The 12,553-nt window shown below is 71.1% G+C and carries 10 protein-coding genes and 3 pseudogenes; 7 read left to right on the top strand and 6 right to left on the bottom strand.

Annotated elements, in window-relative coordinates; all coding sequences use genetic code 11:
* Positions 1-5: 5 nt before the first annotated feature.
* The 3 genes from QQK48_RS12000 to QQK48_RS11990 all read left to right on the top strand — a co-directional run bounded on the left by QQK48_RS12000 (position 6) and on the right by QQK48_RS11990 (position 2,687).
* Positions 6-1,262, top strand: a complete 1,257-nt coding sequence (locus QQK48_RS12000; protein ID WP_284328603.1) for an LCP family protein — start codon at positions 6-8, stop codon at positions 1,260-1,262.
* A 124-nt stretch (positions 1,263-1,386) separates the two neighbouring features.
* Positions 1,387-2,394 (top strand): LCP family protein, encoded by a 1,008-nt coding sequence (locus QQK48_RS11995; protein WP_284328602.1) that lies wholly within the window; start codon positions 1,387-1,389, stop codon positions 2,392-2,394.
* On the top strand, positions 2,391-2,687 hold the full coding sequence (locus QQK48_RS11990; protein WP_284328601.1) for a hypothetical protein: 297 nt from the start codon (positions 2,391-2,393) through the stop codon (positions 2,685-2,687). The genes QQK48_RS11995 and QQK48_RS11990 overlap by 4 nt, the downstream gene beginning before the upstream one ends.
* An 87-nt stretch (positions 2,688-2,774) precedes the next feature.
* Here QQK48_RS11990 and purE read toward each other — a convergent pair whose 3' ends face one another.
* Together purE and QQK48_RS11980 are read right to left on the bottom strand one after the other, a co-directional pair.
* Entirely contained in the window at positions 2,775-3,278 is a 504-nt protein-coding gene (purE, locus tag QQK48_RS11985; RefSeq protein ID WP_284328600.1) for a 5-(carboxyamino)imidazole ribonucleotide mutase, read from the bottom strand.
* Positions 3,275-4,422, bottom strand: a pseudogene (locus QQK48_RS11980) (5-(carboxyamino)imidazole ribonucleotide synthase). Before QQK48_RS11980 ends, purE begins: the two are co-directional and overlap by 4 nt.
* A 56-nt stretch (positions 4,423-4,478) precedes the next feature.
* Here QQK48_RS11980 and QQK48_RS20030 point away from each other — a divergent pair.
* Entirely contained in the window at positions 4,479-5,330 is an 852-nt protein-coding gene (locus QQK48_RS20030) for a GtrA family protein (protein WP_348523602.1), read from the top strand.
* Between the two features lie 226 nt (positions 5,331-5,556).
* On the opposite strand, the pseudogene QQK48_RS20025 reads toward QQK48_RS20030, so the two are convergent.
* The 3 genes and pseudogenes from QQK48_RS20025 to QQK48_RS11965 all read right to left on the bottom strand — a co-directional run.
* A pseudogene (locus tag QQK48_RS20025) lies at positions 5,557-5,622 on the bottom strand (hypothetical protein); the annotation flags it as partial.
* 336 nt (positions 5,623-5,958) lie between these two features.
* Positions 5,959-6,300 carry a hypothetical protein gene (locus tag QQK48_RS20020; protein ID WP_348523601.1) on the bottom strand — a complete coding sequence of 114 codons (342 nt, stop codon included), beginning with the start codon at positions 6,298-6,300 and terminating at the stop codon, positions 5,959-5,961.
* Positions 6,301-6,306: 6 nt separating this feature from the next.
* Positions 6,307-6,985, bottom strand: a pseudogene (locus QQK48_RS11965) (response regulator transcription factor).
* A gap of 106 nt (positions 6,986-7,091) precedes the next feature.
* On the opposite strand from QQK48_RS11965, the gene QQK48_RS11960 reads away from it, so the two are divergent.
* The 3 genes from QQK48_RS11960 to QQK48_RS11950 all read left to right on the top strand — a co-directional run bounded on the left by QQK48_RS11960 (position 7,092) and on the right by QQK48_RS11950 (position 12,186).
* Positions 7,092-9,131 carry a hypothetical protein gene (locus QQK48_RS11960; protein WP_284328599.1) on the top strand — a complete coding sequence of 680 codons (2,040 nt, stop codon included), beginning with the start codon at positions 7,092-7,094 and terminating at the stop codon, positions 9,129-9,131.
* Between the two features lie 147 nt (positions 9,132-9,278).
* Positions 9,279-9,743: an FHA domain-containing protein gene (locus QQK48_RS11955; protein WP_284328598.1), complete on the top strand. Its 465-nt coding sequence runs from the start codon at positions 9,279-9,281 to the stop codon at positions 9,741-9,743.
* Between the two features lie 73 nt (positions 9,744-9,816).
* The gene (locus QQK48_RS11950) at positions 9,817-12,186 is read left to right on the top strand and encodes an FtsK/SpoIIIE domain-containing protein (RefSeq protein WP_284328597.1); all 2,370 of its coding nucleotides are present in this window, start codon (positions 9,817-9,819) and stop codon (positions 12,184-12,186) included.
* Here the strand turns inward: QQK48_RS11950 and QQK48_RS11945 are convergent.
* On the bottom strand, positions 12,106-12,510 hold the full coding sequence (locus tag QQK48_RS11945; RefSeq protein ID WP_284328596.1) for a hypothetical protein: 405 nt from the start codon (positions 12,508-12,510) through the stop codon (positions 12,106-12,108). The two genes, QQK48_RS11950 and QQK48_RS11945, sit on opposite strands and share 81 nt — an antisense overlap.
* Positions 12,511-12,553 lie beyond the last annotated feature (43 nt).

Raw genomic sequence — 12,553 nt, 5'->3', positions numbered from 1 at the left:
GGGCGTTGACGTGGATCGCGACCGGCGCCGCCGCCGTGCTCGGCCTCGTCATCATCGGGCCCGTCACCTACGGCGCCTTGGCCTATGCGAGTGCGGACAAGGCCGATGTGCGGGACATCTCCGCAGCCGACGGCGACTCGGCGGGTGACGGCCAGTCCACTCCCACCAACTTTGCCGGCGGTGAGGCGCTGAACATCGCCCTCATCGGCATCGACTCACGCGAGGGTGACAACGGCGAGATCGCGACCGACGACGTCAGCGGCATGCGAGGCGATACCACCATGGTCATGCACATCAGCGCCGACCGCGCCCGCATCGACGTGGTCTCCATCCCCCGCGACTCCCGCGTGCAGATCGCGGACTGTGAGTTCTACGACGGAACCACCGAGCCCGGATGGACCGGCAAGTTCAACGAGGCACTCTCCAGCGGCGGCCGCTACGGAGATCGCGGCGAGGGCGCCGCGTGCGTCATGAAGACCATCAGCGAACTCACGGGCGTGAACTTCAACGGCCACTTCGCCCTCATCGACTTCGCAGGCTTCGAGGACATGGTCGACGCCATCGGTGGCGTGCCCATGTGCATCACCGAGGACATGAAGTCCTCCAAGGCGAACCTCGACCTCGAGGCGGGCGCCCAGGTCCTCGATGGTGAGGAGGCTCTCGCGTTCGCGCGAGCACGCACCGGAACCGGCCTCGGGGGCGACGGCACGGACCTGGCTCGCATCGAGCGTCAGCAGGAGTTGCTGACCAACATGGCACGCAAGATCCTGGGCATGAATCTCCTGACGGACGTCACCCAGGCTCAACGGCTTCCTGCGTGCCGCCCTCGACTCCGTCACGCTCGACACGGAACTGGCGGACCCGCGCAACATCGCGGGCCTCGCCTACAGCCTGCGCAGGCTTCGACACCGACAACCTCGCCTTCTACACCGTGCCGTGGCACTACCCCGGCGACGACACCAGCGACGTGCTGTGGACCGAGCCGGACGCGAGCGAGATGTGGGCGTCCATCGTCGCCGACGAGCCCATCGACCTCGCGGACGACGACGCCTCCCCTGAACCCAGCGCTTCGTCCGAGCCCTCGGCCACCGCGACGGAGCCCGGCACCACCCCGAACGCCACGGCATCCGACACCCCCACTTCCTCGGCTTCGCCCACGCCGCTGCGCGAGACCGAAGAGGACATTCTGGAGTCCTGCGCGATCGAGTAGCGGGGTGTCGCCAGAGCGCGGTGGTCAAGGACTGGCGCGCCGATGCCGATAATGGGGGCGTAGCACGCGCGTCGACGGCGTGGAGCCGGACGCCCGGGTGGTGAGGGAACTCGCCTCGGATACCGCACGTTAGGCTCGCGAGCGCCCTCGCGCCCATCCTTGAGGAGGACCAGCACGTGAGCCCAGCCCCTACGCGGCCCCGCGCCCGCCACGGAGCGCGCGCCGCGCACCGCCGTGTCCTGGTCGGCATCATGAGCGGCGTCGCCGCTGTCACCGGCTTCGCCGTCGTGTATGGCGCGACCAACGCGCTCCTGCTCCAGAACTCGTTCGAGACGCACGACGTCACGAGCCTGCTGGCAAGCGGCGACGATGACACGGTGGCCGCCGCCGCTGGACCCGAGGACTTCGCGGCTGGCGAGGACCTCAACATCGTCCTCATCGGTACCGACGAGCGCAACGGCGAGAACGCGGAGATCGGAGGCGACGTCGCGTCCGGCATGCGCGGTGACACCACCATGGTCATGCACATCAGCGCGGACCGCTCCCGCATCGACGTGGTCTCCATCCCCCGTGACTCCCGCGTGCGCATCTCCGACTGCAAGATGTACGACGGCTCGACCGTCACCGGCTGGACCGGGAAGTTCAACATCGCGCTCGCCAACGGCGGCAAGAACGGCGACCGCGGCGAGGGCGCCGCATGCGTCATGCAGACCATTCAGGACCTCACCGGCGTCGACCTTGGCGGCCACTTCGTGATGGTCGACTTCTCCGGCTTCGAGGACATGGTGGACGCCATCGGTGGCGTGCCCATGTGCATCACCCAGGACATGTCCTCCAAGAAGGCCGGCGATCTCACCGCGGGTGCCCAGGTCCTCGACGGCGAGACCGCTCTCGCCTTCGCTCGCGCCCGCACCGGAAGCGGCCTCGGCGGCGACGGCACCGACCTCGCCCGCATCGAGCGCCAGCAGGAGTTGCTGACCAACACGGCACGCAAGGTGCTGGGCCTCAACTACCTCACCGACGTCGCCGACCTCACGCAGTTCGTGCGCGCGGGCGCCGAGTCCCTCACCATGGACTCCGACCTCGGTTCGCTGAACAACATCATCGGCCTCGCCTACAGCCTGCGGAGCCTTCGACACCGACAACCTGAACTTCTACACCGTGCCGTGGCAGTACGCCGGTGACGGAAGCGGAGACGTCGTGTGGTCCGAGCCCGCCGCGACCGAGATGTGGGAAGCGATCGTCAACGACGAGCCCATCGAGTCCGCCGAGGAGAACGTCGAGGACGCCACGCCGGAGCCCAGCAGGCTCCGCCGAGCCGAGCGCGGACGCGTCGGCCACCGAGGAGCCGGACGCCATCGCCACGGCGAGCGCCACCGCGACGCCCGACGCGACCGAGCCCACCCCATCCGTCAGCCCCTCGCCGCTGCGCGAGACCGAGGACGAGATCCTCGCCGGCTGCGTGATCGACGAGTAAGCCGGCGCCGCATCGGCCACCGAGCCGATGCGCCAGCACGCATAGGGGCCCCGACGCACTCGCGTCGGGGCCCTCGCTCTGTGTGTCCTACAGCCTGCGCAGCGCCTCGCCCTTGGCGTAGGCGACATCGCGCAGGCGCGCCTGGAAGTGACGCATCCGCTCGCGGACGGCCGCCCCACTGGCGCTGTCGGCGGTGCCGAGGATTCTGGCCGCCAGCAGGCCAGCGTTGCGTGCACCACCGATCGACACCGTCGCCACCGGGACGCCAGCGGGCATCTGCACGATGCTGAGGAGCGAGTCCATGCCGTCCAGGTGCTTCAACGGCACGGGCACGCCCACCACGGGCAGCGTGGTGACGGCGGCCAACATGCCCGGCAGGTGCGCCGCTCCCCCGGCTCCGGCGATGATGACGCGGAGGCCGCGGGCCTCGGCGTCCCGGCCGTAGGCAATCATCTCGTCGGGCATGCGGTGGGCGGACACCACGTCTTTCTCGTAGGGGATGCCGAACTCATCGAGGGCCTCGGCCGCGGCGGCCATCGTCGGCCAATCCGAGTCGGATCCCATGACGATTCCGACGACTGCGTCGCTCATGCGGGTGCTCCATCCCTCACGACGGCGGCCGCAGCCACCGCGCGTTCGTAGGTCTCGGCACGGTCCGTGCCGGACAGGTTGACGTGACCGACCTTGCGGCCGGGGCGCACATCCTTGCCATACAGGTGAATCTTCGCCGCGGCATCCGTCACGTCGCCGAGCGCGGACTCCAGATCGGTGCGCGCGCCACCCAGCACGTTCGCCATCACGGTCCACGGCGCCGTGGGCGTGGTGTCCCCGAGCGGCAGGTCGAGGACGGCGCGCAAATGCTGCTCGAATTGGCCCGTCACCGCACCATCCATGCTCCAATGCCCCGAGTTGTGGGGGCGCATGGCCAGTTCGTTGATGAGGATGCCGTCCGCGGTCTCGAACAGTTCCACGGCGAGCGCGCCCGTGACGTCCAGCGCCTCGGCGACGGTGCGCGCGATCTCCTCGGCCTCGGCCGCGCGCTGCGGGTCAAGGTCGGGCGCGGGCGCCGTGACTTCCGAACAGACACCGTCGCGCTGCAGGGACTCGACCACGGGCCACGTCCTCGCCTCACCAGAGGGCCGCCGTGCGATCTGCACCGCGAGGCTCCCTCACGAACGGCACCTTCTGCTCCAGCAGGAGCCGCGGCCCGCCTGCGGCCGCGGCGTCCAGCCACGGCCGTGCATCGGCCACGTCCCTGAGCACCATGACGCCCTTGCCGTCGTAGCCGCCGCGTGCGGTCTTGAGGATCGCCTCGCCGCCGTGCTCCGCGAGGAACTGGGCGACGTCCGCCTCCGAGCGAGCCTCGGCCCACGCGGGGTTCGGCAGGCCCAGCCTGGTCCATGCGCGCTCGCATCTCGATCTTGTCCTGAGCAAAGGTCAGCGCCGCAAGACCAGGACGCACGGGAACGCCCGCCGCGTCACACGCCGCGAACACCTCCGCAGGAATGTGCTCGTGCTCGAACGTGACCGCCGCGGGGCGCGGTGCCGCGAGCAGCCGGGCAATCGCCTCGGGATCGGTGGGAAGTCCCACCACCGTCTCGTGGGCGGGAGCGGCGGCCGGGGCCGAGTCCGACTCGACGAGGACCCTGAGCGTCACTCCGAGGGCCGTCGCGGCCGGCGCCATCATGCGTGCAAGTTGGCCTCCGCCGATCACGGCGACGATGGGGGAAGTCATGGCTGAACCCTACCCGCGACTACGCTCGTCACTCGTGACGATCCTCGACCGAGTCCGTGCGCGCGCCGGCGAGCCTGCTGCGCTTTGGCGCCGTGGGGTTAGCGGGCATCGTCGTCAACCTCGGCGTCTTCAACCTGTTGCGCCTCGGGCCCCTCGCGCCCGACGCCCACGTGGCAGGCGACGACGACCGCGTGGTCACCGCCAAGATCATCGCGACCCTGGTGTCGATCCTGTTCGCCTGGATCGCTCACCGAGGGTGGACGTTCCGAGGGCCCAGCAGGCACCGCCCCCTCGCGGAGTTGGCACTCTTCGGGCTCATCAACGCCATCGCGCTGCTCATCGAGGCCGGCGCGGTTGCCATCAGCCACCACGGGCTGGGCTACACGTCGCTCGCGGCCGACAACCTCGCGTCCGTGGTCGGCATCGGGCTCGGCACCATCGCCCGGTATGCCGGCTTCTCACTGTTCGTCTTCTCCTCGGAGGCCGAGGCTCCCCACGTCAGCGCGGTTGAGGTCGCCGCGGACCCCGCGGCCCCCTGGACCGCATCCACGACGAGTAGGTCCCGCGCGTCAGCGGCGCTTGCGTCCCCCGGAGCGGCCGTGCGGCACCACCGTGCCAAGGTCCACCATGCGGGGCACGCCCTGCAGGAACACCGCGAATGCCGCGGGCGCGCGTTGCGCCAACTCGAGCCGTCCGCCGTCGGCGGTGACGAGGTCACGAGCGAGCGCGAGGCCAAGGCCCGTGCCACGACCGGAGGTCACCTCACGTTCAAAGACCCGCGGGGCAAGGCTCCTCCGGGACCCCCTCTCCCTCGTCACGCACCTCGATCACGATGGCGTGATTGGTGCCCGACTCGCGCGCCAGCACCGACGTGGTGCCGCCGCCGTGGTGCAGCGAGTTCTCGATGAGCGTCGCCAGCACCTGCGCCAGGCCGCCTGGAGTGGCGAACACCGTCGCGTCGGTGTCGTGGATCTCGAGGTGACGGCCAGCCGCGCGGAAGGCCTGCGACCATTCCTCCCGCTGCTGCTCGAAAAGCTCCGCCAGCATGACGAGTTCCGTGCCGGCGCCCAGCGCACGCCGGGACCGTCCCAGGAGTTCATCGACCACTCCCACGAGCCGCTCCACCTGCTCCAGCGACTTCTCCGCTTCCTCGCGCACATCGTCCTGCGTCGACAGCGCGGCGATCTCCTCCAGGCGCATCGTCAGCGCCGTCAGGGGCGTACGCAACTGGTGTGAGGCATCGGCCGCGAACTGGCGCTCCGTGGCCAGACGGGCCGCCATGCGGTCCGCCGAACGCGACAACTCGTCCGCCACCAGGTCGATCTCCTCGATGCCCGTACGGTCCAGTCGCGGGCGCACCTGCCCCGTGCCGAGCCTGTTCGGCGGAGGCGGCGAGGTACACGAGCGGAGCCGTGAGGCGGTTCGCCTGCCAGCGGGCCATCGCGAGCCCCGCGGCCACGGCGATGATGCCGAGGCCGAGGACGAGCCCCACGAACTGGGCGCCGAGCCAGAACACGTCCCACCAGTCCATGTACATCACGACCACCAGGCCGTCGTCTGTGACATGGCTATCCGAGAACGCGGGCCGCGGCTCCTCACCTGCCGTGAGGCTCCGTGCCGTCGGGCAACTGAACATAGATGTAGGTGGGAGCGAGCCTGGCTCTCCGAGACGTACGAGTTCAGGACGTCCTCGGTGATGGTTTCGCCCGCGCGGTAACGCACCTCGAGCGCACGCGCCGCCGTCGTGGTGCGCAGGTCAAGGTCGCGCAGGGCGTCCTGCTTGACGATCTGCGCCGCCAGCACGGCGAGGGGAATTCCGAGCAGGATCACCGCGACCGCGAGGGCCGAAATCGTCGCGCGCAGCACCCGGCGGCGCATCGGCCGCTACTCGTCGTTCTCGAAGCGGAAGCCCATGCCCCTGACCGTGGTGATGAACCGCGGCGACGTGGCATCGTCTCCGAGCCTTGCGGCGCAACCACGACACGTGCATGTCGAGCGTCTTGGACGGGGCCGACGAGTCGGCGTCCCACACCTCACGCATGAGGGTGTCACGCGACACCACGGAGCCTGCGTTCGCCACCAGCAGGTGCAGGAGGTCGAACTCCTTCCCGGACAACTGCAACTCGCGGTCGTCAAGGAAGGCGCGGTGGCCCGCCACGTCGACTCGGATGCCCGCGACCGAGAGCTCGCCGTTGGCGTCGCCCACCAGGCGACGGCGCAGGAGCGCGCGCACGCGCGCCAGCAACTCGGCAAGGCGGAAGGGCTTCGTCACGTAGTCGTCGGCACCGGCGTCGAGGCCCACCACCAGGTCGACCTCGTCGGCACGCGCGGTGAGCATGAGGATCGGCACCTGCAGGCCCTTGTCGCGGATGCGGCGAGCAACGTCGACGCCGTCGATGTCGGGCAGGCCAAGGTCAAGGATCACCAGGTCGGCGTCATCCGCCGCGCCCACTCCTCCCATGCCTGTCCCGTGCCATTCCACGTCGTAACCCTCGCGACCCAAAGCGCGGGTCAAGGGTTCTGAAATGGTCGGGTCATCTTCGACCAAGACAATTCGCGTCATGAGGCAACGATACCGGTGGTGCTGGGCTTTGCAACGACGCGCGACGCGCCCGTGGCCGATGCCCGTGCTGGGGTTCGTCCGCGCCCCACCGGTACGCTGGGCGACCGTGAGCACGCCCGTCGCGCCCCGTCGCCTCGAAGGCCGCCTCGGCGCCATCGCAGCCGCGGCCCCCGAACGCATCGTCCTCGTGGTCGTCGCCGTGGCCATCGCCGCCGGAGCCATGGTGTCCGTTGGCCTTCACTACTGGTGGACGGTGCTCCCGCTGGCCGCCATCCTCGTGGCCCTCGCGTGGCGCCCCCTGGCCCCCGAGGCGCCGCGCGCGCGCGAGGCAGCCGCGAGCGCCGTGGCGGGCATCGTCGCGGTCGCGGGTACGGCCCTGTGGACCGTGGTGAACATCGCCATGGCCGCCGAGTACCTCCTGGTGGTACGCGACCCGGGATTCCTGACGCTCTCCGGCATGTGGCTCGTGGACCACCCCTCCACGGATATCCCCGCAAATGGCGCCGTGGAGGCCGCCGCCGCGAGCGCGAGCTTCCTCGCCGATGCCTCCGAGGCGTGGAACCTTGCAGGCGACGTCATCCAACCCCAGGGCGCCAAGATGCTGCCCGCGACGATCGCCGTCGGCGGATGGTTTGCGGGTGACACGGGCGTACTCGCCGCCAACGTCGTCATCGGGGCCGCGGGCATCCTCGCCACATATGCGTTGGCTCGGAGGTTCCTCACGCCCCTGGCCGCTCTCGCGCCTGCCGGGGCGCTGGCGCTGACCGTCTCGCACATCGGGCTGTCGCGCCCCGCCTACACGGAGCCGCTCGCTCTCCTCCTTGCCGTCGCGGGGATCCTGTACCTCTGGCGAGGTGTGGAACGGCGCTCCACCGGGTTGATCGTGGCCGGGGCGGTGGCGACCGGCGCCACGACCTTTGTGCGCATCGACGGTGCCTCTGGAGCCATCGGCACGCTCGTGGGCCTGGCGGTCGCCCTCGCCATCGTCGATGCCCCGCGGGCGTGGCGACGACGCGCGCTGGTCACGTTCGCCCTCATCGAGGCCGCCGTCCTCGTCGCAGGCTACGCCTCGCTTCATCGGTGGAGCACCGAGTACTTCGAGCGCCTATCCTCCGAGGCCTATCTCCTGCTCGCCGCGTATGGCGTCCTGGTCGCCATCATCCTTGTCTGGGCGGCGACGTGGACCGAGCGCCTGCGAGGCGACGCCTGGCTCCCGGGCCTGGCCGAGCGTCTGGGAGCGCGCGGCGCCTGGTGGGTCGGAGGCGGGGTCATCGCCGTCATGACCGTGCTCGCGTCGCGGCCACTGTGGACCACCGCGCACCGCGGGACCGAGACGTCGCGCGAAGAGTTCACCAACGGCGTCGTGGAGAGCCTTCCAGAACGCCCAGGGCCTCCCGGTGGACGGCACCCGCACCTATGCGGAGTCGACCGTGACGTGGCTCTCGTACTACCTGACGTGGCCGCTGATCATTCTGGGCATCATCGGCCTGGGCTGGGCCGCGATGCGCATGGTGCGCCGCGACGCCGCGTGGGCCGTGATGCTCGGGTCGATGCTCGCCCCCACCCTGCTGTACTTGGTCAAGCCCGCCATCGTCCCGGACCAACTCTGGGCGATTCGCCGCTTCGAGCCCATCACCCTGCCCGGCATGCTGCTGATGGCTGGCGCCGCCGCGTGGTGGCTCGCCAGTCTGCTGCCGCGCGGCTCGGCGCGGGCCGTCGCGCGGCGCGTCGCGGGCATCGGCATCGTGGCCCTTCCGCTCACCACCTGGGTTTCCATCCTGCCCAGCGCCGAGTACCCGCTCTCGTCGGCGGTCAACGTCACCACCAGAGAGATGATCGGCGCGCGCGACATGATCGACGGCCTCTGCGGGCTCGACGAGGGCAGGCCCATCGTGTTGGTGGGGACCTCGGAACTGTATGGCGGTCTGAGGGTGATGTGCGACGAGCCGGTGGTCCTGGCCCTGGCCGCGCCCACGCAGGAGCAGATCGTCGAGATGACCGAGGCGTGGGGCGAGGCTCCGCTGATCCTCACCCGTCAGGTCGGCGACGTGCCGTGGAGCACGGCCCCGTCGCCGGTGCTGACGGCCACGGTCCAGCATTCGGCGTACACGCTGCAACGCCTTCCTCGCACGCTGATGGACCGTGACTACACCTGGTACGCGGGCGTGGCCACGGAACTGGGGGCGGTCGAGCCGGTCGCCGCGGTTCCCACAGCCACAGCGCCGTAGCCGCGCTGTCCACAGGCAGCCGCGGTCCCCTCGCGGCCTGCACTCTCGCTTGAGAGCGTGGCACGGTGATTGTCACCGACCCCTCCGGCACCGACCTTGAAGTCCGTCATGGCACCCCCGCGGCGGTCATTGCCGACGCCCTCGGCATCGACCCGCTGTGGTGTGGCGACATACGGCTGGACCCCTTGCACCGCGCCGGGCATGCGCCCCTGCTCCACGGGGCGCGGCTCTCCTCCGGCCCCGGAGAGGCCCAGTGCACTCCCGTGGGGGCATGGCTCGAGGTAGTCCGAGGTCCCGATGCGGGTGCCTGCCTCACGGTGCCGTCGAACGGCATCCTGGTGGGGCGCGATTCCGCGTGCGACCTCGTGGTCGACGATCCCGCGGTGTCCGCGCGCCATGCCCGGGTCTGGCTCCGCGCGCGCAGGGCCGTCACCGATGCGGGGTCTACGAACGGCCCCGGCACCTGGCGGCGCCGATTCCGCTCCGACCACACCCTGACCCTGGGCAGGACCGAGGCTCAGATGGCATGACCCCGCGCGGGCCGATGCCGCCGCACCGCATCCCGCTCCGCGGCCCCGGTGGGCCACCCTCGCGGGCAGCGGGGTGAGCGCCGTCATGCTCGCGGCGATCACGGGGCGGTGGTGGCTCGCGCTCGTCGTGGTGGGCCTTGGAGCAGCGGTGGCACTCGCGCCCCTGCTTCGGGCGCGTCACCCACGCGAGGAGGACCCCGCGCCGCGGACTCCTGCGGGACCACTCGCCATCCGCGGGGACGGCTCGTGGGCCCGCGGCTACGCGAGGGCCGTCGCCATCGACCGGGGCAGGCGACTGGACGGCGTCGCCGCTGAGCCGTGGATGCGCTGGCTCGATGCGGCGGGGGACGACGACCGCGTGGCGCTGCTCGCCGATGGTGACGACGTTCCGTCGTGGTGCACCGCCACGGTCGACGTGGGCGCGACGGGCGTGTCCGTGACGGCCGCGGGGGTGACGCACATGGCGGGCCCACTGCGCCTGACGCGCGCACGCGCCGAGACGGCCGCACGGCGCCTCGCGGGCGCGCACACCCCGCCCGCCCTCCCTCGTGCGGTGACGTGGGCGGACCTCCCTTCTCCCGCTCCGCCTCCGCCGTCGCGCCGCAGGCGCACGGTGCGCGCAACCCTTGGCATGGGCAAGGACGGCCCGGTGCTGCTCGATCTCGACGATGACGGCCCGCACGTCCTCGTCGCGGGTACCACCGGCGCGGGCAAGTCGGTCGCGCTCGAGACCCTCATCATGTCGCTCGCCCACGACAGCGGTCCCGAGGATCTCGCGATCGCGCTGATCGACTTCAAGGGAGGCGCAGGGCTCGCGGGCTGCCGCGACCTCCCTCACGTGTGCGGCACCCTGAGCGACCTCGACGGCTCGCTCGCCGGACGCGCCCTGGAGGGCGTGGCCGCCGAACTCCGTGCGCGCAAACAGGCGCTGGCCGAGCAGGACCTCACGTCGATGCACGCGTGGGAGGAGCGCGGAGGAGCACCGCCGCGCCTCCTCATCGTCATCGACGAGTACCAGGAGATCACCGCGCTCCTTCCCGACTTCATCCCCGAGATGGCGCGGCTCGCGGCACAGGGGCGTTCGCTCGGGCTCCACCTCGTCATGGCCACCCAACGTCCCGCGGGGGCCGTCACGCCCGCGGTCCGTGCCAACATCGGCGCCACCCTCGCTCTGCGGGTGGCCTCCGAGGGCGAGTCACGCGACCTCCTCGGCACGGCCGATGCCGCCGAGATCCCGCGTGACTGTCCCGGCCGCGCCGTCCTCCTCACAGGCGGCACCCTGACGCCGCTTCAGACCGCGTCGCCACACGCGCACACCACACCTGCGGTGGCTCCCGTGGGGACGCCGCCCGCGACCCCGCGCCTCCTGTCGCATCGCGTCCGTCAGCGCTGGGCGCACAACAACCCACCCCAACCGCTGTGGCTTCCGCCGCTGCCGCCGCACTTTGAGGTCCCCCGAACACAGCAGGGCGAACCGTGGGTGGCGGCTCTCGTCGATCTCCCCCGCGAGCGCCGTCAGGAGACGCTGACGTGGGACCCGCGCGATGGAGCACTCGTGGTGGTGGGTCCGAGGCGTGACGACCGCGCCGGCGTGTGGCGTGCGGTGGCCGCCCAGGCCGCGCGAGACGGCCTCGCCACGGTGGTGGTTCCCCAGGACCCGCGCGAGGCGGCTCGCACCCTCGCCCTCGCCGGGCGTCGCGACGTGCTGGTGGTGATGGATGAGGCGGACACCGTCCTCGCCGCCCTCGGAGCGGCCGATGACGGAGCCGCGGCGGACGCCTGGCAGGAGCGCCTCGCGCGCGGGCTACCGACGGTCATCGCCTGCACCGCGGCCGCACCCTCACGGTTGGCGCGCGGGGCGGGACTGGTCCTCCTCCTTGGCCCCATCGCGCCGGCGGCCGCGACCACGTGGGGCGCCACCCGCGACGCCACCCTTCCCGAGGCGCCGGGCCGCGCATGGGCCATGGGACAAGGCCGCGCCGTGGAGGCGCAACTCGCCCATGCTCCCGCCGCCGAGTCGCGGCCCCTGGTCACGCCCCTGCCCCGCCGCCACGAAGGGCCGGCGTGGGGAGTGGGCGGAGACGACGCTTGCCCGTGGTCGCCGCCCAGTGGTCCCACCGTCGTCGTGGGGCCCGCGGGTCGCTGGCGCAGCGCCGTTGCCGCTTCCATCGGCGCTCATGCCACCGAGTCGGAGACAGGAGCACTCGCGCCGTCCGAAGCCTCGGTCGTCTTGATTCAGCCGACGGCGCGCGCGGTCAGGCTCGCGGCTCCCCTTGACCATGCGGGCATCGTGGACCCCGCGCCTGTGCCCCATCGCGTGGTCGTCATCGCCGCCGGCGCCGCGGTGGCGGTCCAGTTGCGGTCAGATCTGGGGGTCGAGCCGGGTGTCGAGAACGATAGCGGCGGCCGCGGCGATCGCCAACGCCATGACACCGATGCCTAGCAGGGGCGATGCGCTCATGACGTACCAACCGACCGCCACCTGGAGCACCTGCCACATGAGTCCGTAGGAACGCCCCCAACGTTTGCCCGTCGCGACGGCGCGACCGGCGGCACCGAGCGGCACGGCGAGCACCGCGACCATGGCGGCAAGGGCGAAGCTCAACTCCACGTCGGAACTGCCCGCGACTCCGTGAATCGCGTACGCCACGGCCGCGACCGCCAGGACCGCGGTCTCCACCCACAGGAGCGTGACGGCGACGGGGCGCGCCCACCGACCCGATGAGGCAACAACGGAGTTCATGGCCCCCAAAATAGTCGACGCCACACGTGATCCATCCCACAAAAAAGGGGTCTTGTCATCTGTTGTT

It is taken from the genome of Demequina litorisediminis (assembly GCF_030161615.1).
Taxonomy (GTDB): Bacteria; Actinomycetota; Actinomycetes; order Actinomycetales; family Demequinaceae; genus Demequina; species Demequina litorisediminis.
This window is presented reverse-complemented; position numbering and strand designations above follow the sequence as displayed.